Genomic DNA, 25,263 nt, shown 5'->3' on the forward strand with positions numbered 1-25,263 from the left:
TTGTTGTTTAAAAAAAAAGTGTTTCGATGTCAGCATTTATTCTCACCGGGGCTTTTTATTATTTCCCTCATTCAAAAGAGACTTTCGCTCATTACTGGTTTTCTAACGCCTTTTCTAAATTAATTTAGGAGTATAATCCTAAAATCAAATACTCATGAAAAACGCACTTCGTATCACAGTAAAAAAACCATGTTCAGAAAATTTTGAAAATTTCGACGAAACCAAAAAAGGAGGATTTTGTCTATCTTGTAACCTAGAAGTTATAGATTTTAGGGCAATGTCAGAAAAAGCACTTATGAATCATTTTAGGAGTAGCGAGAAAAAAACATGCGGACGTTTTAAGACCTCCCAACTCAAATCATACGAAACTACAACAGCGAATCGTTTGCACGTCAACCAATTCGCAAAGCATTTAGGCATGCTAAGCTTTTCATTACTCTCTTTGTGCGTGTTAAATACCATTAATGCTCAAGACAGCAAACCCCAATTACCCCAAAATATATCAAGGACCAGTTTCAATACCGACCAAAGCAATATTAGCCCTAAAATAGCTCAAGGGTTTACCGTAAAGGGAACCGTTCTGGACGAAGAGAACCTTCCCCTACCTGGAGCCAATGTATTTCTAAAAGGAACTAAGGTAGGCGTATCAACAGATTTTGATGGTAAATTCGAATTTCCACAAGCGCTAGAAGTTGGTGATGTACTACTTTTTAGCTATTTGGGTTATGAAACCAAGGAGTATATTGTTCCAGAAAGCTCAACATCAGTACTGGACATCACCATTAATTTTGATTTTGCAGATGTAGAACTAATGGGCGAAGTGGTCATAGACGGCGTTTATTCTTCAAAAAGAACATTCTTTGAAAAAGTAGCAGATTTATTTCGATAATGAAATTAGTCTACTTTTTTATTTTAACGGGACTATATTATTCTTACGGGCAACAATCTAACTTTTCAGAAATCGATTTCAAGAAAGCGGATAGTGTTGCCCAATCCTATAAAGGAGCCTCACTAGATAATTTACCCCTGCTGGTTTATGACCTTACAGGAGGTTTTACTACCGATGTAGAGAAATTTAGAGCAATGTACACCTGGGTCTGCACCAATATTGAAAATGATTATGGCGCATACATAAGAACAAGTAATAAGCGCAAAAAACTATCTAAGGACAGGGAGGGTTTTTTAGAATGGAATCAATCTTTTACACCTAAAGTATTTGAAAAATTATTGGCAACAAAAAAAACGGCGTGTACCGGCTATGCCTATCTCATTAAGGAAATGGCCAATCTATCAGGGCTTCAATGTAAAATTATAGATGGCTATGGGCGTACAGCTACTTTAAATTTGAACAAAGACAGTAATGCCAACCATTCTTGGAACGCGATTTTACTCCAAAATAAATGGTACTTGTGCGATGCAACTTGGTCTGCAGGGCTTATCGTCGTAGAAAAAGATGGCCCCAGATTTAAAAGTCAATACGCTGATGGATATTTCTTGGCCGACCCAAAATTATTTATAAAAAATCATTATCCCTTAGACGGCACATGGGCCTTACTTGAGTCCATTCCCAGTTTCTCACAGTTCATTGCAGGACCAGTAGTCTATAAAGAAGCATTTTCTGCCGAAATCATTCCCACAGCTCCACATCAAATGCAATTAGAAATAGTGAAAAATAAACTTGTTACATTTGAAATGAATGCCCCTTCCTTAGTAACCAAGGAACAACTAAGTTTACTCCTAGTTCACAATGGTGCAACGAAAGAAATACAACCAGAAATAACAATTAACAACAACACCTACACTTTAAAGCACCGTTTTGAACAAGCTGGAAGCTTTGATGTTCATTTACGCTATAAAGATGCTATCGTAGCTACCTATGTGGTAAAAGTAAAACGCAAATAAATGGTCTTTCCCTAAAGACTCATTTTATCCTTGAACAAATAGGATTGCCTTCTAGATACTTCTATCTCGTCTGTGTTAACCATAGTTAATTTTAGCTTCCCATTAAACCAGGGCACTACATCTGAAATAAAATTAGTATTTATTATTTGTTGGCGATTGGCTCTAAAGAAATACTTTTCGGGTAGTTTCTCCTCTACTTGGTTTAGGGATTTATATAGCATTGGACTCTCTTCTTGGAAAAATACCCTGGTATAATTTCCAACGATTTCAAAATGTGAAATATCCCCGACTTTTACGAGCCAGCATTTTTCACCATCCTTAATAAATATTTGACTGTTTCCGGTAAGGCGTTCGCTAGGTGCCAAGGCTTGTTCCTTTTCAGCATCCAGCTTATCTTCAACTTTGGCTATCGCTTGCGCAAAACGTTTTTCGTTAATCGGTTTCAACAAATAGTCCAGTGCATTGTATTCAAACGATTTTATGGCATACTCATCAAAAGCGGTAGTAAAAATAGTTATGGGTACCTCATCTAACATTTCCAATAATTCAAACCCATCCTTTTCTGGCATATTGATGTCCAAAAAGAGTAAATCTGGACGGCTTTCTTGAATTAATTTGTAACCATCATCCACGTTTTCAGCTTCTCCTACGATCGCTATCTGTCCGTGTTTTCTAATCAGTTCCTTCAACTCATTACGGGCCAAACGAGAGTCTTCCACCAGTACCGCTTTAATTGTATCACTCATGACAATGGTATTTTAATAGTTGCCACTACTTCCTCGTTGACCTCTTTTAGCATAAAAGAAGCCTTTACACCGTATAGTAAACGCAAGCGCTGTTTAATATTCTTTAGCCCTAACTGCGTAGAATTATGAGCTATCATTAATTTCCCGGTATTCACCACTTTTATAGAAAGTACATCCTCCGTCTTTTCAGCAGTTAGTTTTATGGTACCTCCAGATTTTAGATTAGAAATACCGTGTTTCGTTGCATTTTCAACCAGTAATTGTATGATCATCGGAGGTATCTGAAAACCAAGAGTGCCTTTATCGATTTCCTTTACAAACTTTAAGCGGTCTTCAAATTGAATTTTTGAAAGAGCAATGTAATTATCTACCATTTCTAACTCTTCCTCTAGTGAGATGGCATTAATATTATTTTTGGTCAAGGAATAGCGAAGCATTTCTGATAACTTCGTCAGCATATCCCGAGATTTTTCCACATCTTCTAGCATGAGACCTCTAATATTATTAAGGCTATTGAACATAAAATGAGGATTTATTTGTCCTTTTAAGGTGTTTAACTGGGCTTGTTTTAAAGTGCTGTTAAGTTCAGCGCGTTCCAAACGATTTGCGTTAAGTTTTGCCGCTATTTTCACGGACATATAGAAAACTGTCCAACCCATTATGGTGATGAAGGAATTAATCAATAACAACCCAATTCCAAAATCCTTGTACATCTCTGGAACTTTTACGTGCTCCTCGGAAAATTTTCCTACAAAATGACCAAAACCATAAGAAAGCCCAAAATAAATGAGAGCGGCAACTCCTATTCCCACAAAAATCTTTAGAAGTTGTTTGGAATTAAAAGCATCAAAATTTAGCACTCTTTTCAAGAAAGAGCGCAATAAACTTGTTGATAAAATACCTATTAAAAAAGTAGATATAAGTCCGTAATAAAATAACTTACTGGACTTGTAACCATCCATATCCGGCGTAAAAGCGTAGGCAACGAAAACCAGTCCGCCCCAGCCTAATAACTGTACGGTCCAAAAGTAAAAATGCCATCTGTGTTCCTTTATAAATGAACTCATTCAATCCTAATTTTCAACTTCAAATATAGTTTAATATTCAAGGTAGCTATTGTTTCTTTTTTGCTCTAGAAGAATATAGTAATAAGAAGGGATAAAAGTAATTTTACTATTGCGATCATGATATTTTTTATAGAATTAAAAGTTTGGCTGACTGTAATACCAATACCGTTTAGTTGCGTTAAAGCACTAAACGGTATTAAATTATTTAAGCATGGAAGGTTTTGTAGCACATTCGGTATTGCGTTCCTTATTTAAGAGTGATACTCCTACTAATGTTAACCCTGCGTAAAGTGGAAAGAAATAATCCATAAGATTTAAACTACTTACCGCTCCGAATAAAGAAGCTATAACTGTTACTACTCCGATACTTAATACTGTTAATTTTGTTTTGTCGATTGTTTTCATGATTGTATGTTTTTAATAATTAGTTGATTTTATTTTTCAAACTTGATACTTTTATTTTTTGAAGTATTCATTTTGTTCGATGGTGTAAATCTAAGTGAGAAATCCAGATTGGCATACTAAAATATGACGAACGGTAGAAAGAAACACCCGAACGGACATTTTCCTTGACTAAAATGTAATTAATTGATATTCAGAATTTTAAAGTTCTTCTGTCACTACAAAAATGAATCAAAACTACTGTGAAATGGGAGTTTTAGCTGATTTTAGGGTATTAAAAAGTAGTGCTATTTCAGAAGATAATATTTAGCGCTATTTGCTTGATTTAGGAGGGTACTTATCAAAAATTTTAATGACAAGTTCTTGCATTTTTTGTTCTTTTTCTAAAGGAGAGCTACCCTCTTTGAACGGGCTTTCACTTACAGCTTGCCAAATCAGAACATCTTTTTTAATATCCACCAAGTCTACCTGTATTTCCCTATTGAGTTTAGGACCACCTACGGGTATACCTATAGAAACTCCGCCCCCAACGTTTCGACCACCACCGCCCAGACCAACACCTACGGAATTACCTGCCTGTGCCCTAAAAACAGTACTTTTTATATTGATGAAAATATCTGCCTCTTCCGAGAACATAAGCCCTTTAGATTGTAATGTAATATCCATGGCGTTCAAAAGTCTTTTTTCATCTAATTGACTTAGACCCGTTTCCATGTCAGCAAAGTAATTGTATGTGGTATAAGAGGAAAAATCAGCATTACGGTCATAATCATAATCCACTTGGATGGCTCCACAAGAGGAAAAGATGAACAGGAGCAATAGGTAACTGAAATATTTCATAATCACTATTTTACCTCAATATACGCAAAAATCAACCTTCTTGCTTTTTAAAGAACAAACTCGCCCAAACTACTACTTACGTAAAACTTGAAATTCTACTACACGTTTATCATGGTCCAAAGCCTATCTTTCAGCGCTTTAATTCCCATTTGAGCAACAGACGATATAAACATATAAGGAACCCCATTTAAGTCCACATCCAGTTCCGTACGCATTTCATCTATCAATTCATCATCTAACATATCGCTTTTAGAAATCGCTATTAGGCGTTCTTTGTCCAATAATTCAGGGTTGTACCTTCGTAGCTCATCCAAGAGGATTTCATATTCCTTACTGATGTCAGGACTATCCGCAGGAATGAGAAAGAGTAATGTAGCATTGCGCTCTATATGCCTTAAGAAATAGTGTCCAAGACCTTTCCCTTCGGCAGCACCCTCGATAATTCCCGGAATATCTGCCATTACGAAACTTTTAAAGTCTCTGTACTCCACAATTCCTAAATTTGGTTTAAGGGTAGTAAATTCGTAATCGGCAATCTTAGGCCTAGCGGAGGTAATAACAGAAAGTAAAGTAGACTTACCGGCATTGGGGAAGCCTACCAATCCTACATCTGCCAAAATTTTCAGTTCTAAAATAAAAGCGCCTTCAGTTCCTTCTTTTCCTGGTTGTGCATATCTTGGCGTCTGGTTGGTTGACGTTCTAAAATGCCAATTGCCACGACCACCCATACCACCTTCCACAACTATTTTTTCCTCGCCATGTTCGGTAATCTCCAATAGCTCTTCATTCGTTTCTGCATCTCTTAAAATAGTCCCCAACGGCACATCCAAGTACACATCATCACCATCGGCACCCGTACTTCTGCTCTTTGCGCCATGAGCACCATGACCTGCTTTAAAATGCTTCTTGTACTTAAAAGTAACTAAAGTCCATAAGTTCTGATTACCTCTAAGAATAATATGACCACCACGACCACCATCTCCGCCATCAGGACCTCCCTTGGTTATAAACTTTTCTCTATGTAGATGCACTGAACCTTTGCCCCCGTTACCAGAGGTTAAAAACACTTTTACATAATCTACAAAATTTCCTTCGGTCATTTTCGGTATTTAGTCTAAGCTTATCAACTTATTAAACGGAAAAATCTTAGTCGAAATCTAATGAATCATCAAAATAAAATAGATAAACCAGATAAATTAAGGCAATCAGAAAAAAAATAAAGACCGCAGAACAGCCTGTTACAAAACAACCCTTGATAGCTTCTTTTGGTCGTATTACTTCTTCAGCCAATTATAACGATGCTATGACCTTGGTCAAACGTTCCGTAATTTCTTCAATAGAACCAATACCATTAACGCTATGGAATTTATTTTGGTCCTCGTAATAATTCTTTAAAGGGGCTGTTTTTAAACTGTACTCCTCAAAACGGTTTCTAATCTTATCCACGTCTTGGTCATCTGAACGGCCACTAACCTTACCCCTTTCTAACAAACGTGCTATTAACACCTCATCATTGGCTTCTAAAGCTATGGTAGCATTAATTTTCATATCCTTTGATTCCAAAAAATTATCCAACGCTTCTGCTTGCGCAGCTGTACGGGGAAAACCATCAAAAATAAATCCGTCAGCATCAGGATTTTTCCCTACCTCATCCTCTAACATCTTAATTGTAACAGCATCAGGAACCAAATCACCTTTATCGATATAAGACTTGGCCAAATTACCTAGTTCCGTACCGTTCTTAATGTTGAAACGAAAAACATCTCCGGTTGAAATGTGTTTTAGATTGTACTGTTCTTTTAAAAATTGGGCCTGGGTACCTTTTCCCGCTCCGGGCTTTCCAAATAGTACAAGATTTATCATATGTTTTTGGTTTAGTTGGTATACTTCTCTAAAATTTCTTCCTAATTCTTTATAATCTAATCCGTAACCCACAATAAAGCGGTCCGGAATTTCCAATCCAAAATAATCTATGGCGTATTCTCCATTATATACCTCTGACTTATAAAAAAGACTGGCTATTTTAAATTCTTTTACGTTGGTATTAGAAAATAAATGTACCAATTCTTGAAGTGTGCGACCGGTATCTATAATATCTTCCAAGATAATGACATCCCTGCCTTCTATATTTTCAGGTAAATCCAGCAAAGTCTCCACAATCCCTGTTGAAGTAAGTCCTTGGTAGGAACTTAGTTTAACAAAAGAAACCTCGCAAGGGTACTCGTAAGCCTTTAAAAAGTCAGATACGAACATGAACGACCCATTTAAAACACCCACAAAAATCGGTGTCGTATCCCTATAATCGGCAGCGATGGTATCCGCAACACGCTTTACTGCTTGCTGAATTTCCTTCTCGCTAATAAAAGGTTTGAAAAATTTGTCGTGAAGTTGTATCAATTTTTAAAAATTAGTAAGGTGGGCAAAGATAGCATATTGGGGCGTGTTTTTGAATTTTAGCCAATTGGATTCTCATTTTTAAACGTATTTTTGTGGTAAACAGGGTGTATTTTAAAATCAAAAAAGACTGTTGAAGGCATGAACTATTTTTCATCGAATTTTAAGCTTGGTATTTTAGGAGGTGGGCAATTAGGCAAAATGATGCTTTATGAAACCCGAAAATGGGATATAGTCACAAAAGTTCTGGACGCATCTGAAGAGGCTCCGTGTAAAATAGCTTGTAATGAATTTGTTCAGGGAAGTCTATTGGATTATGATACGGTATATAATTTTGGAAAAGATGTTGACGTTCTTACCATAGAGATTGAAAATATAAACTTGGACGCCCTAGCGCAGTTAGAAAAAGAAGGTATTAAAGTATATCCCCAACCCAATGCCTTGCGAATTATTCAAAATAAAGCAAAACAAAAACTGTTCTACACGGACCATGATATACCAACAGCTCCTTTTCAACGGTTCGCTTATCTGAGTGAGATAGCCGATAGTTTGCATAATGGGGGTTTAACCCTCCCTTTTGTTTGGAAAGTAGCGCAATTTGGCTATGATGGACAAGGTGTAAAAGTAATACGAAAAATAGAAGATTTAACCGGTTTACCTCCAGGGGAGTGTATTGCGGAAGATATGATTCCGTTTAAAAATGAACTGGCGGTCATTGTAGCTAGAAATGCCGACGGGGCAGTAAAAACCTATCCTGTTGTGGAGATGGAATTTCATCCTGAAGCAAACCAAGTAGAATATGTTATCTGTCCGGCAAGGATAGATGAAAAAATAGCGGAAAAAGCGCAAAATTTAGCGCTAAAAGTTTCTGAAAAAATAGGTCTTACCGGTCTGCTTGCCGTTGAAATGTTTCAGACCCAAGAGGATGACATTTTAGTAAACGAAGTAGCTCCAAGACCCCATAATAGTGGACATTATAGTATTGAAGGGAGCTATACCAATCAATTTGAACAACACATACGAGCCATTCTTAATTTACCCTTAGGGAAGACAGACAGTAAGGTTGCAGGGATTATGGTAAACCTTGTAGGCGCAGAAGGCCATAAAGGAGAAGTGATCTACGAAAATATCGATGCCATTATGGATATGGATGGTGTTACACCCCATATATATGGAAAAAAACAAACCCGACCTTTCCGCAAAATGGGACATGTTACCATTGTAAATGAAGATATTAACGAGGCAAGAAAAGTGGCACAAAAAGTAAAGGAAACGATTAAAGTAATAAGCAAATAGTTATGAGCAAAGTAGCCGTGGTCATGGGAAGTACCAGTGACCTACCCGTAATGCAAGAAGCCTTAGATATCCTAAAAGGTTTTGATATTGAAGTAGATGTAGATATCGTTTCTGCGCATCGTACTCCCGAAAAGTTGTTCGATTTTAGTAAAAATGCCCATACGAACGGGTATTCTGTAATTATTGCCGGCGCAGGCGGTGCGGCACATCTTCCAGGCATGGTTGCATCCATGTCCCCATTGCCCGTAATCGGGGTTCCCGTAAAAAGTAGTAATTCTATTGATGGATGGGACTCAGTTCTTTCTATACTGCAAATGCCAGGAGGTGTTCCAGTTGCAACAGTCGCCTTAAACGGAGCCAAAAACGCCGGTATTCTTGCTGCTCAAATCATAGGTTCCTCAGATAAATGTGTTCTTGATAAGATTGTTCTTTACAAAGAAGGTCTAAAGCAGAAAGTGATTGATGGGGCTAAATCAGTAAACGGTAAGTAGTATGCAGTTGGCAGTTGGCAGTTGGCAGTTGGCAGTTGGCAAAATTAATTTTCAATACTCAAATCTAAAATCTCAATACTAGCAAATGAATCCACTTCTTTCCCCATTCGATACCGCACCATTTTCAGAAATTAAAAACGAGTATTTCAAACCTGCCTTTCTTAAAGCTATGGCAGATGCCAGAGCCGAGATAAATGCGATAACCTCAAATACGGTAGCACCAACTTTTGAAAACACTATAGAAGCCCTAGAGTTTTCAGGGCAACAATTAGACAGAATTTCAAGTGTTTTTTTTAATTTGAATTCTGCCGAGACCAATGAAGAAATTCAAAAAATAGCACAGGAGGTCTCCCCTTTGTTAGCAGAATTCGGAAATGATATTACCTTAAACGAATCCTTGTTCAAACGAATAAAGACTGTTTATGAAAATAAAAGCCAACTTCAACTTTCTGTAGAACAGCAAACACTACTAGAAAAAAGATACAAAAGCTTTAGTAGAAATGGAGCAAATCTTTCTGAAGATAAAAAGAAGCGACTACGGGAAATCGACGCTGAGTCTTCAAAATTAAAATTGAAGTTCGGAGAAAATATTTTAGCTGAAACCAATAAGTACCAAAAACATATTACCAACGAGGCAGATTTAAATGGTTTACCGGAAGGTGCAAAGGAAGCTGCCGCGCAGTTGGCCAAGTCAAAAGGCAAAGAAGATGGTTGGATGTTAACGCTAGACTACCCTAGCTACATTCCCTTTATGAAATATGCCAAGAACAGGAAGTTGCGCAAAGAACTCTCCTTAGCTTTTGGAAGCAAGTCTTTTAAAGGTGATGAGCTGGACAATCAAGAAAACGTTTTAAAAATTGCCAATTTAAGACATGAACGTGCAAACCTTTTGGGTTACACCACCCATGCCCATTTTGTTTTAGAAGAACGGATGGCGGAAACACCTGAAAAAGTACATACCTTCTTAAATGAGCTATTAGAAAAAGCAAAACCAGCTGCCATAAGAGAGTTTAAACAATTAGAAGGTTTCGCCAAGAAAGAAGACGGAATCGACCGTTTGGAAAAATGGGATGGCAGTTACTATTCCGAAAAGCTAAAACAAAAATTGTTCAGTTTGGATGACGAACAGTTGAAACCCTATTTCAAATTAGAAAACGTTATTGACGGTGTCTTTCAGGTAGCGGAAAAACTTTTTGGATTACAATTTGAAGAAGTTTCGGATATAGATACCTACCATGAAGAGGTAAAAACATATCGTGTTTTTGATTTAGAGAAGAATTTCATTTCCATATTTTATGCGGATTTTCATCCTAGAGCAGGAAAGCGCGGAGGTGCTTGGATGACGTCCTTCAAATCGCAATGGAAGAGAGACGGCGAAAATGTGCGTCCACATATTTCTAACGTATGCAATTTTACACCGTCCACACCTACAAAACCGTCCTTACTAACCTTTAACGAAGTTACCACCCTATTTCATGAATTTGGCCATGGTTTACATGGTATGCTGGCAAACACAACGTACCCAAGTCTTTCAGGAACCTCGGTCTATTGGGATTTTGTAGAGCTTCCCAGCCAAGTATTGGAGAACTGGTGTTATGAAAAAGAAGCCTTGGCCTTATTTGCCAAGCACTATGAAACAGGTGAAGTAATACCAATGGAACTCGTTCAAAAAATAAAAGATTCCGCCACCTTCCAAGAAGGAATGCAGACCTTGAAACAACTAAGTTTTGGACTTTTAGATATGGCTTGGCATGGTACGGACCCTTCAGACATTAAGAATGTAAAGGCTTATGAAGACCAAGCATTTGCAGCTACCAATCTGTATCCAGAAACACCCGAAACTTGTATGAGTACGGCTTTCGCACATATTTTTCAGGGTGGTTACGCATCTGGGTATTATAGTTATAAATGGGCAGAAGTGCTGGATGCCGATGCCTTTGCTTACTTTAAGGAAGAAGGTATCTTCAATAAAGAAGTAGCGACCAAATTCAAGGAACATGTACTCTCTAAAGGTGGCACGGAAAATCCTATGGTACTCTACAAACGTTTTAGAGGAGCAGAACCGAAGGTAGAAGCACTACTGGAAAGAGCAGGACTATTATAAATAGCGAATTGACTATTAAAAAGATACCGCTTGCATATCATTAGAAATATTGGGGCTAGCAGCCGATGTTAGGTACTTTACTTCATCTTCGATTAAGTCACACAAGATGGATTCTTAGGTATTTCGAAGAACTACACTAAATTTTACTGTTACACATATATTGGTTTCGGAATTCAAGCGTTAGTTCTTAGTATACTTCAAAACCTACTTTAAGATGAGAAAACTAGTTTATATTCTAGTAATACTATTCATTTCCTCCTGTAGCACGGATACAGAGCTATTAACTGATGAAATTTTAGACAATGAGACGACCAACGATGAAACAGCGAATGATGGTCAGAACAACGCTCCGAATTTTAATATGAGCACTTTTCAAATTCCAGAACATAGTTTAGCGGGTACTCCTATCGGTACGGTAACGGCAACCGATGCGGACCAAGATTTGCTGACCTATACTATCGAATCTAATTACGATTTAATTATTAATGAAAATACTGGAGAGTTATCTGTAGGGGAAAATTTGCAATTAGACTTTGAGACGAACAATGAAATTCCTTTCACTGTTTCTGTTTTTGACGGAAGTACCATCGTAGATTTAAACACTGCACTTACTATAACGGATATTGATGAATACGAAGCTCTAAACCAAACTCAAAAAGATTTAGTAAGCTACTATTCTTTCCTAACCCTAAGAAAGGGTGCAAGTTCACCTCGTACAAACAACCTTAAATGGGGAGAATCTATTAGCTTGTATTTAGATGGTGCCATAACTCCAGAATATAGAGCAATGGTAACTGCGGCACTGGAAGAAATCAATGAATATTTCACGATTGGCGATTTCAATATTTCGTTAACCACGAATCAATCCGAGGCGAATGCTACGTTATATTTAGGCGATGTATCCGAAATTGAAACCTTGTGGCCGGACATTTACAATATTGCAAACGGAAGCAATAACCAAGGGTACGCTTCCACCTCTTTTTCGAATAACGTCATTAATGATGCCCGTATTTGGCTCTCTATAGATTCAGAAATACTCTTTAAGCACGAATTGGGACACGGACTTGGCCTAGGGCACTCCAACCGTTGTGATTCTAGTGAACCTGTAGGAAGTTTTATGTGCTCTACAGTATCGCCTAATCACAACATCCTACCATCCGAAGTAGAAGTACTACGCTACTTATATCACGAAGACATGCCAGCTGGTTTAAATGAGGGACAAATAGAGGATTATCTATCAAATTTCATCCTATTAGGTAACTAATATTCCTAATACGCAAAAAGCGGCCGATTATAAGAAATAATCGGCCGCTCTCATTTTAATATCAAATGACTAGATACTTTAGTACAAACGGTTAGGTCCAATATAATCGATATAAATATTTAGGTTTTGCATAAATACCGTTGCAGTACCAAAAGCTAGATTTTCTTTAGCGGTAAAAAGTACTTTATCGCTCTTTCCCAACAACTTCACGGTTAATGTATCCGGTTCTCTTGTCAGGACCATGTATTCAGGATTACCCCTAACATTTCCACCGGTAAGCATAACCGTACCATCTTTTAGCTTTCCCTTCTCAAATACAGCACTGTATCGTTCCTTTCCTTCTAAATCATAACTCACAACTGTACCGTCCAGATAAGTACCCTTTACGGTATAGGTAAGTCTTTTTTTGTCCGTATCATTATAAAAGGCTGTGGTTTCAGTTTCCTTTCCATCCACATAACTAGAAATTCTTTTTCCATTATCGTCATAACTTATACGTTTTACGAGCATACCTCCACTATAGGTTTCAGTTACGGGTTTTCTAGTATTAAATTTGGTCACAACCCTTGTTCCTTCAAATGGTATGCCCTCCTTGTACGTCATTTCACTTACCAGCTCCCCTTCTTTGTCATAGTAGCGTGCTTTTCCGTTTAGCTGCCCATTATCATAAATTTCAGTTTTAACTAGTTCACCATCATAATCATTATACGTGAAAAGACCATTCTCTTTATCATTCGTAAAATTTCCTTCTTCCAAAATACTTTGGTCGTAATCGTATTTTTTATAAGCCCCATTTCGTTTACCATCCTCAATTGTATAACTAAGCCTTTGTTTTACATCATAATAAGTACCTTTCCAAGGCTTACCGCCTTTAAAAGTAACTTTACCTAATAAGTTAGCTTCACGGTCATAAAAAGATGCACAACAACTGGCATCAATATCCTCCACCAGTACTGGAATAATTTGACCATATGGTGCATTTTTACCATAGTCGTAACGCAGTAGTCGTATTTGCTCACCATCTTTGCGTGTTTCCATGGATTTTACTTGATCGGAATCACCAAAAAATTCATAGACCGTTCCTTCTTTGGTCTTAAAGTTGTACTCCCCTAAGACCTTTTCTTCCATATCATAAAAAATACCCGTCGTCTTATCATACCCCTCAAATCCTATTTCGCTCTGTTTCTTTCCATTACTATAAAATTTAATTTCCTTAGTTCTCTTATAACCACTTGGTTCATAAAGCTCTACTCTTTTGAAGGTTGCATTTTGTTCATCACCTATTTGACGTTTTCTATAACTAGTCCGTTGGATTACAAAACCATTTTCATAATGCTCAATAGCGCTAATATCCCCTTCGTAATCAATAGTGAAACGATCACCGTTCATTGCCTTTGGATACCCATTGTCATCCTTTAAGTTTAATACTCCCAAAACTGTCCCATCTTTGGCGTAGTAAGTTTCTTTAGTAAGTGTCTTTTCACTGAACACGATGTCCGTATTAAAATAGTCGTTTACCTCAACTACCAACTTCCCGTCTTTATAAGTAATTTTTCTATCTCCGATTATTTCCGTGCCGTTTATAGGAGTCCAATTATTGTAAACCATTCTGGCAATTTCTTTGCCTTCTTCGTCATAACTAATTTGAAGGTCTTTGGCACCATCGGTATAACTGGTGCTACTCATTAGTTTCTGGTTTTCATAAAACTTTTCCTCTTTTGTCATTTTTCCAGCACTGTATTCCCTGATACTCTTTATAAGTTCTGCCTTGTACTCCTTATAACTGGTATAAAATTGATACTCCTTACCATCCACAGGCTTTAAGTAATTATTTTCATAGGTATAGCTCATTTGCCCAATTACTTCTCCTTGAGGGTTGTAGAAGGTTTTAGAAAGCCCAATCTCCGAATTAAATTCCTCTCGCACTTGGTCTTTACAATAGTAAAAGGTTGTACCAATAGCTTTCCCGTTGGTATAATATGAAATCTGCATAGGGCGCATAGGTATTTTATAGTAAGACACTTCCAAGCCTTCAATATCATTGTTGGGCAAAAGCTTACGAGCCCCAATAAATTCTCCTTTAACATCAAAATATTTGATAAGCACGTCATATGTTTTACCCACACTGTAACGCTCGTAACGGACCCCTTTTATATCTGTTTCGTAAATAATATTTATGGTAGTATCGCCAATTATCTCCGTGTAATATCTTCTATTGTTGCCAAAATTGCTATTGGTCTTTCCAGAAACTATTCTCCCATTCTTAAATTGCGCTCTTAACTTTTTACCGTTCAGGGTGGAAATGTATTCTCCATTCAATCGATTATTGGCATAAGTACCCTGCTGCAGGATACTTCCATCTTCATTGTACCAAGTTACTTTACCTTCCCAAAAATCTTTATCGGCTTTTGAAGAAGTTCCGCTCATCTGAAGTTTACCAGAGCGATAAAAATCTTCGGTTCTGTAGAGATTTCCTTCCTTCTTTATGGGTGGTCGAAAAAAAACTGCACTATCCTTGACTGTAGTTTTCCATTTGGAATCATAGTATATAGTATCGTTTTGCGCAATAATCTCACCTCCTCCTAAGAAAATACCAACGAAAGACAATATGATAAATAGCTTAAAGGATAAATTCATAATCTTCATAATTACAGTTTTGCTAAATGGTAATTCATTCTATTTGAAACAAAAGTAACGCCCCTTTTTTTAAACTATATCCCTAGATTCAGGTATTTTAGTTTAGTATCTTGTAATTTAGAAACTAAAGAACCATAAATGCCACATTCTTTTTTATTTGATAAAGGTCGCGTAGCCTCTTTTTGCGATGCTGTTTTCTCTATAGCAATGACCCTTTTAATATTAGAAATTGAAGTCCCTAGTGTTGAAGTGCTCTACGAAAATGATTTTTCAGCTGTTCTAGCAAATAGAATACCTAGCTTCATAGGATTCTTGGTCAGTTTTATGGTCATTGCCCTTTATTGGGTAAGTCACCTAAGAATCTACAGGTATATTACGGTATTGACCGAGAAATTAATATGGTTGAATATTATCTTATTACTATTCGTTGTTTTCCTTCCCTTTTCGACAGCTCTCTATGTGGGTGACTTCTTTGGTACTGCTCCCTTTATCTTCTATTGTATGAATCTAGTGCTTTTAGGTTTGTTCAACTTTATTTTAATACGGGCCATTGCAAAAAAAGAATTAGGGAATAATGGAATGACGAAAAGCATTGGCAATTGGTTGCAGTTTAGGTCTTTAACAGCAGTTTTTGTTTGGGCACTTGCAGCGGCCCTTGCTATAGTATTTCCTACTTTAGCTCGAATCATTTTCGTTCTCATATTTGTAATTCAGATTTTTGGCGACCGGTACTTTAAGAAAAAAATCGCTATAGATGAACAGTGAGGATTATAACGCGCTTATCGCCTATCATTACCAGTCATACAGACCTCCACTGCACGCTATTATTCTAAAAAACTATTTATCAGAAAAGAAATTTGATTATGGTTTGGATATTGGTTGTGGCACCGGAAAATCTACCGTGGCGTTAAAACAATTTTGTAAAGAAACTGTAGGCGTTGACCCGAGCAAGGCTATGTTAGCAAAAACAGCACCAGAACAAGGTATTACCTATGAATATTTCAATGGTTTACAACTACATCATAAAAAAGATTCCTATGATGTAATTACTTTGGCTGGTTCTTGGTGGTACGGAAAGTCGCAGACCTTACTCAATGACATAGTGAAGGTCGGGCGTAGAGGTGCACCGGTATTTCTATACGATTTTGAGATTCTCCTTGCGCCGATTTACCAGAAATTACAGCTAAAGCTACATTCGCATATTACAGATTACGACCATTTTATTGATTTTAACGGTTTCAACATGGAAGGTTTACAGTTCATTTCAAAAGTTTCCGATGAAGTCCTTTTAAAAGTTACGGCGCAGGAGTTAGCGCATTTAATCTGTTCTGAACAGGCAGTCTTAAAGCTACTGCAGTTAAAATTTGATGATAGTCATCCGTTCAAAAAACTAGTCAATGAACTTGAAAACAGCTATAAGGGGAAAAATATTGAACTTCTTGCAAGAACCTTTAGTACTAGTTATAAAATAGTGAAACGCTAAGTACTTCACAGACTAAAACCTAAGGAACCACCACTGTGATAAAAACACCACTATTATTACTCACAACGACCGGAGCTATTTAATTTTATAAAGTGCAGTTATCTCCGTATTTTATCTCTCGCTACGTTCTTCGGGCAACAAATCGTTTTTAAAAGGATTTTTGACAAAAGGGTAAGCAAACTGCCGAAGAAATCCTTTTGGGAAAGAGGCATCTACAAGACCGGTACCTTTTGGCCATTCATTACCGGGCAAGTAATACGTTCCAAAAAGTTTGTCTATAAACGGAAAAACAACGGCAAAGTTATTGCCGTAATGCTCAGGCTCTTGGCAATGGTGCCAATGGTGGTATTGCGGTGTGGTGATAATGTATTTTAAGAATCCAAAATTGATTCTAGTATTTGCATGTATGAATACGGCATGTATGGCGATAAAAACGATATAGACATTAAACGTCAAGGTCGAAAAACCTAAAACGTACAAAGGCAGATAAGACATACTACGGGTAAAGAAAATATCGATAAAATGGGTGCGAGAACCTGCAAGCCAATCCATATTTTCGGTGGAATGGTGAATGGAATGGAAACGCCATAGAAAGTAGTGCGAATGAAAAATGCGATGCGCTACATACTGGAACAAATCGGTTACCACCAAGGCCATTAAAAGTTCTACGATAAAAGGCAGGTCGTTTACCCACTGATGAACGCCCTCAAGGTTCATCCAACCAAAAAAAGCAACCGCAGGTTTTTTTGTCAACACCCCAAATAATTGAATCGCCAAATGACTGATGCCAAAATACACTAAATCGGTTCGCCACTCGGGATGGAATTTAGATTGCAGTTTGTTTTTCGGAAAAACCAATTCAATAGGCACAAAAATCAACACCATTACAAGTAAATCAAGAATTAACCAATCGAGACCGAGACTCCAGTTCATCTTCTCCACGGCCCTACCTTCAACGGTCATACCACCCAAGAGTACTGCCAAGGCACCTAAGACCACCCCAACAACAGCGTACTTCTTATTTTTGGATAGCAGCAAACTCACTAGAGCAAAAAGGAAGGTGGCAATAATACCGCCCAGCATTATGTTTTCTGCCATTTCCGCTGTGTAGACCTCTCTAAATTCTGGCGTAGTCAATTCTTCTGGAAACTTAAAACACAACATGCTCGCTAGTGATGACAAGCCCAAAAAAATGGAAATTGCACCACTAATTCTACCTTCTCCGACGCGCATGCGTTTTCTTTTACTTGTCATTACTTTATTTATTATGAATTATTATGGTACGATTACAAACGCTTCTGAATTGATAAAAATTGTCTTTATATCGTAGCACACTTAAGGTTATCTTCTATTGTTACGCGGTATCGTTTCAATTATTGAAATATCCATTAATTCGCAATTCAAATTAGGGAACCTCGATAAAGAATTTTTCCTCAAGAGGTTGCTCTAACCAAAAGGTTTCTCCAAAAAACCAATACGGCCTGTCCTCATATAAAGATCGATAATCTCCCCAGTAATACACAAAGGGATAGGTTTGTTGTTTTTCCTCACTGAATACCGTACCGTACAAATAGGCAGCAGTAGTTCCACTAACGCCTCCGGTTATAAAGTTTGCAAGGTCAAAGGTGACAGTAGTACCTACGGGCAAATCCACTATCTTTTTTAAGTTTGCTTGTAGTCCAAAAATAGTTCCGTCTTCAAGCACGTAAGGATAGTTTTCATTTGGCGCCGTAATTGGGTGCTCAAAAATTATTGTCCTTTTTACGGTCTTCACAGGCCTATTCATCAGTTCAGCGAACGGAGCTACATCTGAAACATCTTTGGTTTTTGGCGTCAATACCATGTAGACGTATAGTATAAAGAGACCAATACCTAAAATTCCGGCAATTGCACATCCTATGATAACTTTTCTCATTTTATCTCGTTTTTAACTCTTTGGCTAACTACTTTCTAGCGTCACAAATACGTTACTAAAATCTAGCCTGGCCAAATCACTTTTATGGATTACATAGAAAATATCACCAGCATCACTCCATTGCATATCTCCCGCTGAAGTTACCTTTAATAGTGTCATCCAATCTTCCGGATTTCCTTTTTTCGCAAGCGATGCTTGTAATTCAGGCGCTTCATGTTGCGTAAAACCATGGGCATTTACTCCATATTCAAATTGTATTTTATCATTTAGGGGACTTTCAAAGGTATCGTAGAGTTCATCCAATAATTTATCATCTTCCAATAGGACTTCACTTTCCTTATTAAAAAGATGTTGATTAACATAACTTGCATAAAATGAAGGTGCGCTATTTACTTTTTTAGCACTTACTTTAAAACCTTGATAACATGCTCCAAACATTTCTGAATAATCTTCTTCGGTAAACTTAAAACGCTTACCAGAGACCAAAGTAGCATTATCGTCCACATAAATGATTTTTCCCGGATTGTTAGTGCCACCATAGATATTATGCATAGTCTCTAAAAAGAAAAACAAGGTGCCTATTCTGGGTAAATAGTCCTGCAAATGGGCAATCTCCATACAGTTAATCTGTCCTATAAATTCATAGATATAATCTGACTTTTCTTCTCGCCAATTTTCACCAAATCTTGGGTAGGGTATATTTATGGGTAAATCTGGCATACCCCCGAAACGATGGTTTCCTACTTGTGTATAATCCTCTTCTTCTATATGTGAAAAGCCAATAGCTCTTTTAACCATTGAAAGTAGGGCTGCACCATATGGTATTAATTTATTCTCTTTTATGACCATTTTTATTTCAGGAACCAGTTCCGCATCATTTTTTGACCAAAACACGTTATCGTTCCAAGCACGTAATCCTTTTCCATCAGCTCCGTTGTAGTCGTAACTGAGCAATCGCAATTTATCTTCCATGGGCAGGTCGATGGCGGCAACTTGATTAAATAGTTCAGGTAGGCTTTCTAATGGATTATCTTCAAGTTTAATTTTTTTCAACTTCGGTTGCTCCGCCAAAGACTCAGGCAAGGTTTTTAATTGGTTTTTATCTAAATGGATATGGGTCAATTCAGGCAAATTGATTTTTTCAGGAATACTTTTCAATTTATTGGAAGCAATCCATAAATATTTCAATTTAGAAAGTTCAAATATACCTTGAGGTATTGCTTCTAATTCGCAGTTGCTAGCATTCAATTGCTCTAATTGCATCAAATTACCAATCTCCTCAGGAAGTTTATCTATTGACGCTCCACTAATATGAAGGCTCTTTAGCTTTTTAAGGGTTTCTATTTCTGGCTGTACTGTTTTGAAAGGAATTTTTTCTTGAGGCCAAGAATTGGAACGACTTAAAATCGTTAAATCTTCAAGATTATTAAAGCAAAATATACTATCGGGAAGCTTAATAAAATTAGGATTATGGAGATACAAAAAACGTACCTCCTCAGGTTTCGCAGTTTTTACTTCTTCCATTGAAGTATAACGATAATGAGACCATTGAAGGCTAGACATGTCAAACCTTTTAGCAATCCGTACGGGAAACACTTTACTATCGTAGCTCTTGGTCATTTCACCTTTTAAAAGTACCCAGCCGGAATCAAAAGTAACTGAACCACAGAAAGCCAACCCATATTCGAAACCTTCGCTATGGGCATTCAAAAATAATGGAGCATTGGTTTTTCCATTCTCAAAATAGAGCATCCCCTTTGGCTGTCCGTTAACATGAATTCCTTTTGCAGGAATAGTTAAAGTGACCAAGCCGTCTCCCGGGTAATCGCTTAAGAACTTTCCTTTGATTCCTTTTGTGACTTGCTTGGTTTTTGCTCTTAAAGTGACTAACAGTTCCTTTGAAAATTCAGGTATTTGGATGTCACATTCTTCCATCAAAAAGTCAAATTCATAATCTCCGACACCAAATCGTTCTTGACCGTCATTAGGAATTTGAACATCGCAAAATTCCTTTTTCTTTAGCGCCTCATGATTTTCTGAATCTCTTTCTAAAGCTGCTTCAAATTTGAGCTCCTCCTTCTCCATATCTAAAACTTGCCGTTGCCAAGTTCGGCGGCGAAGTGAAGTATCTCCAATAATTTCCAAAGATTGGAAAACAGGCACTACCCAAGAATTTAGTTCATTGGAAGGAATTTTTTCATGAATGACCTTAAATTCTAAAAAATAGTCATCGTCCAAGAATACTGCGGCATGAAAGTACTGTAATTTAAAGTGTAATTTATTCCAAACGGCATCGGTATGGGCCTGAAGTATAAAAGTTTTATAATCTTTAAAACGAATCTCTTCAAAACTTATAAGTTCAGATGCATAGTGTAGCGATATACACCAATCTTCCCATTTCTTTTCCAAAGTATCACCTTTATAACTGTCCGATTTAAGGTCGGACAAAGGAAAGAGCCTCGCTTCTAAATGCGGATGCTGCACTTTACAAGCAACGGTATGGTCTTCCGCTCTAAATCCTATGCTACTTTCAGTGATAATCTGAAAGGAATCAGGGAGCTGCAGTTCAAATATTGGGGTACTAATGGTTTTCATTAATTTTTAGCTTTATCAAAGCCTACCTTAATTCACGTTTAAATGGGTAGTTCCTTTTAAACTGGCATCGCTATTCATATCCCATATTTCAACTTCCCAAATGACGGGGTTACTTAGCTTTCCTTTTGAAAAAACCAGTGTACCGCCAACTCCCTGTGCTATTTGCGCTTCCGTAATTAATGTATTTTCAAAAGCATTTTTATTATACAGTATTTGCTTTCCTTTTGCATCTTCAACTTTAATGGATAGCCCTAATGCTACAAAGCCATTTACCACTGTATATCCCTGTAAACCCTCAAACTGAAATTGTAAATTATCACCAAATTCAGTTTCGGAATTTGTTATAACGGTCTTAGAATCGGTATTGAAGATATATACTTCCTGTGCCTTTAGACCTGATTCCTTCACCGTAATATCCGGATTAGGTAGTATCTCAAAATCCATTGTAGACTTAAAAGTCCCCTCACCTCTTTCGTCCGATATATTATAAGAAGCTGTATATTTTTTTCCAGAATGCATAGGCTGGGCAAGAATCAATTCTCCATAAAGTGTTTTTAAGGAAACATCAAGACCTTTAGAACTATCCAACAGGTTATCGCTTTGCATCACTACCTCGCCACTGTCCGAAGTAACTTCTACCCCCATTTTTGCATAATAGGTACCGTTCTCTACGGTAAAACCATCCATATTTTCGAAATTGGTATAAATCTTTTGGCCGTAAATGAAAACATTGTCATCTAACCGCTCAGAATCTGTGGAGAGGTAGACTTCATCTGCAGAAAGTCCGTCTCCTTCCGTACTAATACTAGTATTAAAATTTTTACTAACGGATTTGTCAAATTTACAAGCGGTCGCAAAAATCAAAAAAGCTAAGATTGCGATACCTAACACATAATGTTTCATATTAATTCTTTGTATTGTTGTTGATTAATTCATCAGTTTAAATAACCCCTAATTTTCGTAATAAGACACGTACAGAACGGCCATTTTCAAATAATAAGAACCGTCTTTTATGCCGTCTGTTTTGGCATACTTTCTAAATTTTATGTAGACTTCTTGGTACTTATCCTCTTTGGTACTATAGGTATAGGCACCCGCCAATAAATATTGGTTTGCAGCTACCATCCAATCCTCACCGCCTTCTTCCAATTCCATTCCTACTTCAAGATAGGGTTCCGAAAACATGTACTTTCCCTGTTGGTTGTAAAGCAATCCTAACATAATGTTTGCCCTACCATGCTTTTTATATTTTGCAATAGCACCTAAGTAAGCGCGTTCTGCTTCTTCAGCTATTTTGTTGGCACTTTTACTCATTGGGTTCTCGGTAGCCGTTGCCAAAGCTGGTTGTATTAAAATAGTCAAAATACGGCCATAATCAAAAATCCTGTTAGCATCGTCCGGCTCTTGAAGAGCATCTTCATGCTCTTCTCTAAATTTGGGCAAGTGCTGCGTGGCAATTTCGTTGGTTTCCCTTGCCTGGTTAATCCATTGGTCCAAGGTTTCTTTTTCAATGGGTTTAAAATTGGATTGCGCACCTGCGAGTTGCGCTATTAAGACTATGATAACGATTCCGACTTTCTTCATGGGGTTTATATTTGGTCTAAAAGTTGTTATTATGCTAATTCTAGAGATAAATGCCTATCGTTCTTGTAACTGGTGTGCAAATTATTAGTAGCAAAGGTTTTATACATCCCTGAATTCTGGGATTATGAAAAATTTAGAAGAGGAAAATTATCAAACTCTTCCTCCACTAAAACGTATTTACCACAAAAAGAGGTATCACTCCGTTAAGTGGGGCTTCTTTTGTTAACGGAATGAGTCCTTTAATATTTCAGTGTTCTTCAATTTTGAAAAAAGTATAGCGCTGTTGTGTTTAGAAAATTATATATGCTACTACTTATGCGTTGTACACCTTATTAAAAACTAAGGAATAATACACGAATTGAAAAAGGCTATGGAAGCGTATCGAGAAGAAGATTTAAGATAAAAATGAACTATGCAGATATTTCCTTTTGGTTGTTAGTCTTTAACACCTAACCAGGCGTCATATCCTCCCTCTAAATTAATAACGTTCGTAAACCCTAAGGATATTAATTTCTCCTGTGCCTTTGCACTACGACCTCCCTTCTTACAGTAGACGTATATTGTCCTATCTTTTGACATGCTTTCAAAATGATGAGAAAAATTATCATCTAACCAATTAATATTCAAAGCATTATTCAAATGACCGTCAGCATACTCTTCTGGCGTTCTTACATCTACAAGTATCCCCTTTTTTATATCATTCTGTGAGAACTCTGTGATAAGTTTAGTTGACCTTTGGGACATACCAACGACATAAACCAAAAAGAAGACCATTAAAAAGTAATATTTCATAGCAACAAATAAAAGAATATATTATGACTGCACTAAAATACCACGAACGTAACGAAAACATGAGGATTGTTACAACAAATTCTGTTATTTTTGAATCTGACAATAAAAATATGACGCTTCACCAACTAAATCCTGATCTATGGGTAGACAGCTATGCTGACTATCTTTTTAATTTTGCCGTAGGTAGGGTCAGCGATGCTGAAGTTGCCAAAGATTTAGTATCTGAAACTTTTTTAGCCGGACTAAAATCCGCAAAAAACTATAAAGGAGATGCCGCTGAACGTACATGGCTCATTGCCATTCTAAAGCGAAAAGTTATAGATCACTACCGCAAGATAAATTCTAAAAAAGGCAAAGCAGAGGTTCGTATGAGCTATGGCTCAAGTAGCGATTCTGATGGAGATTGGATGGAAGAACAGGTAGCGGATCCGTTCAGCAAAACAGAAAATAGCACCATGGAAAATGAGGAATTAGGTCTTGCAATCCAAGAATGTATAGCAAAACTTCCTAAAAAACAAGCTCAGGTATTTACCATGAAAACGATTCAAGGAATAAGCACGGAAGATATTTGTAATGAGCTTGGAATTAATCCGTCTAACCTATGGGTAATGATTCATAGGGCAAGAACTGCTCTTATGGGTTGCCTTAATCAAAATTGGTTCTAAAATGATGATTTCTTGCGAAAAAGCCGTTCATATTTGTGACAAAACTCAATATAGAGAGGCAACTTTTATGGAAAAGATGAAACTTAGATTTCATCTTTTCATATGTAAAACTTGTTCAAAACATAGTAGTCGTAATACCCAATTTACTTCTTTATGCCAACAGGCAAATATGCAGAGCCTGTCCGAAAAAGAAAAATTGAAAATGAAACAAGAGCTCGCTAAACAAGATTGAGCGTATTCTCTAGAAAGAGAAGAATTACAAGCCAAAGAATAGGAATCGCTTCTACCCAAAAGGAAGCGAAGTACTGAGCCTGGTTTCTTTTCGTAACATACATTAAACAACCCAAGCCTAAAAACAGTATTCCTTTCATCAATAATTCGTTAGTCTTTATATCGTCCTTTAGAAAAGTTATAAAGAAAAATACAACTGTTAAAAAAGCACCTACTAATTTCGTGTTCGTAACACCATAACGCCGTGGTAGCGTTTTAAGCTTCGGATCATCATAGGTCAAATCTCTTATTTCAAAAGGAATTAATAGCACTAGCACAAACAAGAAACGTTGTATTGTTTCTATTACCACATCCAAAGACACGCCTCCCTTTTCAGAAAAATAGGGCAACAGCACTGTGGTCATAGCCCAGACCAAAGCAACTACAAATACTTTTAATCCGCCAAAGGATCTTAAATTTTTAGCACTGGGCAAAAGTGGTAATGCATAAAGAACTACCAAAAAACCTAGCACCACTAATAAGGACCAAGTGTCACCATTTAAAAAGAAAGCGTTATAGAGTGCTCCTGCACCTGCTAAGAAACTTATTATTTGAATGTTTTTATGATACGGATTTGCAACTAACAAGTATTTATCTGCTTCTACACCGTATTTGATAAAATTATAACAAACTATAGTCCCGAAAAATATAAAATAAGTGAGATGGGAATCTACGGAAATGTTTAAAGTAATGCCTGTTACATACACAAGAGAAAATACCGCTAAAGCCACATGAATGCTGGCATCCAGATAAAAGTTAAAAAACCGTGACCAAAGCTTCATTAAACAAAAGTAGCCAAACTGTTTATAACCGTTG

Annotated in this window: 23 protein-coding genes; 9 read left to right on the top strand and 14 right to left on the bottom strand. The window is 37.1% G+C overall.

Translation table 11 applies throughout. The features are described from left to right. Nucleotides 1-154 precede the first annotated feature (154 nt). Nucleotides 155-889 (top strand): carboxypeptidase-like regulatory domain-containing protein, encoded by a 735-nt coding sequence (locus tag SJY09_RS09665; protein WP_396635514.1) that lies wholly within the window; start codon nt 155-157, stop codon nt 887-889. Then, the gene (locus tag SJY09_RS09670) at nt 889-1,902 is read left to right on the top strand and encodes a transglutaminase domain-containing protein (protein WP_396635515.1); all 1,014 of its coding nucleotides are present in this window, start codon (nt 889-891) and stop codon (nt 1,900-1,902) included. Before SJY09_RS09665 ends, SJY09_RS09670 begins: the two co-directional genes overlap by 1 nt. Nucleotides 1,903-1,913: 11 nt before the next feature. Here the strand turns inward: SJY09_RS09670 and SJY09_RS09675 are convergent, their stop codons facing one another. From SJY09_RS09675 to SJY09_RS09700, 6 genes are all read right to left on the bottom strand, one after another. Then, entirely contained in the window at nt 1,914-2,648 is a 735-nt protein-coding gene (locus SJY09_RS09675; RefSeq protein ID WP_396635516.1) for a LytR/AlgR family response regulator transcription factor, read from the bottom strand. After that, nucleotides 2,645-3,715 carry a sensor histidine kinase gene (locus tag SJY09_RS09680; RefSeq protein WP_396635517.1) on the bottom strand — a complete coding sequence of 357 codons (1,071 nt, stop codon included), beginning with the start codon at nt 3,713-3,715 and terminating at the stop codon, nt 2,645-2,647. The genes SJY09_RS09675 and SJY09_RS09680 overlap by 4 nt, the downstream gene beginning before the upstream one ends. Before the next feature lie 201 nt (nt 3,716-3,916). Further along, complete coding sequence (locus SJY09_RS09685) at nt 3,917-4,120, bottom strand: hypothetical protein (protein WP_396635518.1); 204 nt, start codon at nt 4,118-4,120, stop codon at nt 3,917-3,919. A gap of 309 nt (nt 4,121-4,429) precedes the next feature. Then, nucleotides 4,430-4,957 carry a DUF4136 domain-containing protein gene (locus SJY09_RS09690; protein ID WP_396635519.1) on the bottom strand — a complete coding sequence of 176 codons (528 nt, stop codon included), beginning with the start codon at nt 4,955-4,957 and terminating at the stop codon, nt 4,430-4,432. 98 nt (nt 4,958-5,055) lie between these two features. Next, nucleotides 5,056-6,057 carry a GTPase ObgE gene (gene obgE, locus SJY09_RS09695; RefSeq protein ID WP_396635520.1) on the bottom strand — a complete coding sequence of 334 codons (1,002 nt, stop codon included), beginning with the start codon at nt 6,055-6,057 and terminating at the stop codon, nt 5,056-5,058. A gap of 190 nt (nt 6,058-6,247) precedes the next feature. After that, the gene (locus tag SJY09_RS09700; RefSeq protein ID WP_396635521.1) at nt 6,248-7,354 is read right to left on the bottom strand and encodes an adenylate kinase; all 1,107 of its coding nucleotides are present in this window, start codon (nt 7,352-7,354) and stop codon (nt 6,248-6,250) included. A gap of 138 nt (nt 7,355-7,492) precedes the next feature. Between SJY09_RS09700 and SJY09_RS09705 the strand changes: the two genes are divergently transcribed. The 4 genes from SJY09_RS09705 to SJY09_RS09720 all read left to right on the top strand — a co-directional run bounded on the left by SJY09_RS09705 (nt 7,493) and on the right by SJY09_RS09720 (nt 12,506). Continuing rightward, on the top strand, nt 7,493-8,647 hold the full coding sequence (locus SJY09_RS09705) for a 5-(carboxyamino)imidazole ribonucleotide synthase (protein ID WP_396635522.1): 1,155 nt from the start codon (nt 7,493-7,495) through the stop codon (nt 8,645-8,647). 2 nt (nt 8,648-8,649) lie between these two features. After that, on the top strand, nt 8,650-9,138 hold the full coding sequence (purE, locus tag SJY09_RS09710; RefSeq protein ID WP_396635523.1) for a 5-(carboxyamino)imidazole ribonucleotide mutase: 489 nt from the start codon (nt 8,650-8,652) through the stop codon (nt 9,136-9,138). An 85-nt stretch (nt 9,139-9,223) separates the two neighbouring features. Then, nucleotides 9,224-11,242, top strand: coding sequence for a M3 family metallopeptidase (locus SJY09_RS09715; protein WP_396635524.1), 2,019 nt, complete (start codon nt 9,224-9,226; stop codon nt 11,240-11,242). Between the two features lie 214 nt (nt 11,243-11,456). Beyond that, complete coding sequence (locus SJY09_RS09720; protein ID WP_396635525.1) at nt 11,457-12,506, top strand: cadherin domain-containing protein; 1,050 nt, start codon at nt 11,457-11,459, stop codon at nt 12,504-12,506. 78 nt (nt 12,507-12,584) lie between these two features. On the opposite strand, the gene SJY09_RS09725 is transcribed toward SJY09_RS09720, so the two are convergent. Continuing rightward, nucleotides 12,585-15,152: a toxin-antitoxin system YwqK family antitoxin gene (locus SJY09_RS09725; RefSeq protein WP_396635526.1), complete on the bottom strand. Its 2,568-nt coding sequence runs from the start codon at nt 15,150-15,152 to the stop codon at nt 12,585-12,587. A 129-nt stretch (nt 15,153-15,281) separates the two neighbouring features. Between SJY09_RS09725 and SJY09_RS09730 the strand changes: the two genes are divergently transcribed. Together SJY09_RS09730 and SJY09_RS09735 are read left to right on the top strand one after the other, a co-directional pair. Then, nucleotides 15,282-15,908: a TMEM175 family protein gene (locus SJY09_RS09730; protein ID WP_396635527.1), complete on the top strand. Its 627-nt coding sequence runs from the start codon at nt 15,282-15,284 to the stop codon at nt 15,906-15,908. Beyond that, nucleotides 15,898-16,626 (top strand): methyltransferase domain-containing protein, encoded by a 729-nt coding sequence (locus SJY09_RS09735; RefSeq protein WP_396635528.1) that lies wholly within the window; start codon nt 15,898-15,900, stop codon nt 16,624-16,626. The genes SJY09_RS09730 and SJY09_RS09735 overlap by 11 nt, the downstream gene beginning before the upstream one ends. 111 nt (nt 16,627-16,737) lie before the next feature. Here the strand turns inward: SJY09_RS09735 and SJY09_RS09740 are convergent, their stop codons facing one another. From SJY09_RS09740 to SJY09_RS09765, 6 genes are all read right to left on the bottom strand, one after another. Next, the gene (locus SJY09_RS09740) at nt 16,738-17,880 is read right to left on the bottom strand and encodes a sterol desaturase family protein (RefSeq protein ID WP_396635529.1); all 1,143 of its coding nucleotides are present in this window, start codon (nt 17,878-17,880) and stop codon (nt 16,738-16,740) included. A gap of 151 nt (nt 17,881-18,031) precedes the next feature. Beyond that, nucleotides 18,032-18,541 (bottom strand): hypothetical protein, encoded by a 510-nt coding sequence (locus SJY09_RS09745; RefSeq protein WP_396635530.1) that lies wholly within the window; start codon nt 18,539-18,541, stop codon nt 18,032-18,034. 24 nt (nt 18,542-18,565) lie between these two features. Beyond that, nucleotides 18,566-21,136 carry a DUF1963 domain-containing protein gene (locus SJY09_RS09750; protein WP_396635531.1) on the bottom strand — a complete coding sequence of 857 codons (2,571 nt, stop codon included), beginning with the start codon at nt 21,134-21,136 and terminating at the stop codon, nt 18,566-18,568. Between the two features lie 27 nt (nt 21,137-21,163). Next, nucleotides 21,164-22,039, bottom strand: a complete 876-nt coding sequence (locus tag SJY09_RS09755) for a hypothetical protein (RefSeq protein WP_396635532.1) — start codon at nt 22,037-22,039, stop codon at nt 21,164-21,166. A 48-nt stretch (nt 22,040-22,087) separates the two neighbouring features. Then, the gene (locus SJY09_RS09760) at nt 22,088-22,720 is read right to left on the bottom strand and encodes a hypothetical protein (RefSeq protein WP_396635533.1); all 633 of its coding nucleotides are present in this window, start codon (nt 22,718-22,720) and stop codon (nt 22,088-22,090) included. A gap of 435 nt (nt 22,721-23,155) precedes the next feature. Next, the gene (locus SJY09_RS09765; protein ID WP_396635534.1) at nt 23,156-23,512 is read right to left on the bottom strand and encodes a rhodanese-like domain-containing protein; all 357 of its coding nucleotides are present in this window, start codon (nt 23,510-23,512) and stop codon (nt 23,156-23,158) included. A gap of 110 nt (nt 23,513-23,622) precedes the next feature. On the opposite strand from SJY09_RS09765, the gene SJY09_RS09770 reads away from it, so the two are divergent. Then, nucleotides 23,623-24,177 (top strand): sigma-70 family RNA polymerase sigma factor, encoded by a 555-nt coding sequence (locus tag SJY09_RS09770; RefSeq protein ID WP_396638619.1) that lies wholly within the window; start codon nt 23,623-23,625, stop codon nt 24,175-24,177. Nucleotides 24,178-24,395: 218 nt separating this feature from the next. Here the strand turns inward: SJY09_RS09770 and SJY09_RS09775 are convergent, their stop codons facing one another. Then, nucleotides 24,396-25,229, bottom strand: coding sequence for a hypothetical protein (locus SJY09_RS09775; RefSeq protein WP_396635535.1), 834 nt, complete (start codon nt 25,227-25,229; stop codon nt 24,396-24,398). Between the last annotated feature and the right edge of the window lie 34 nt (nt 25,230-25,263).

Source organism: Maribacter sp. R77961, assembly GCF_044594925.1.
Taxonomy (GTDB): Bacteria; Bacteroidota; Bacteroidia; order Flavobacteriales; family Flavobacteriaceae; genus Maribacter.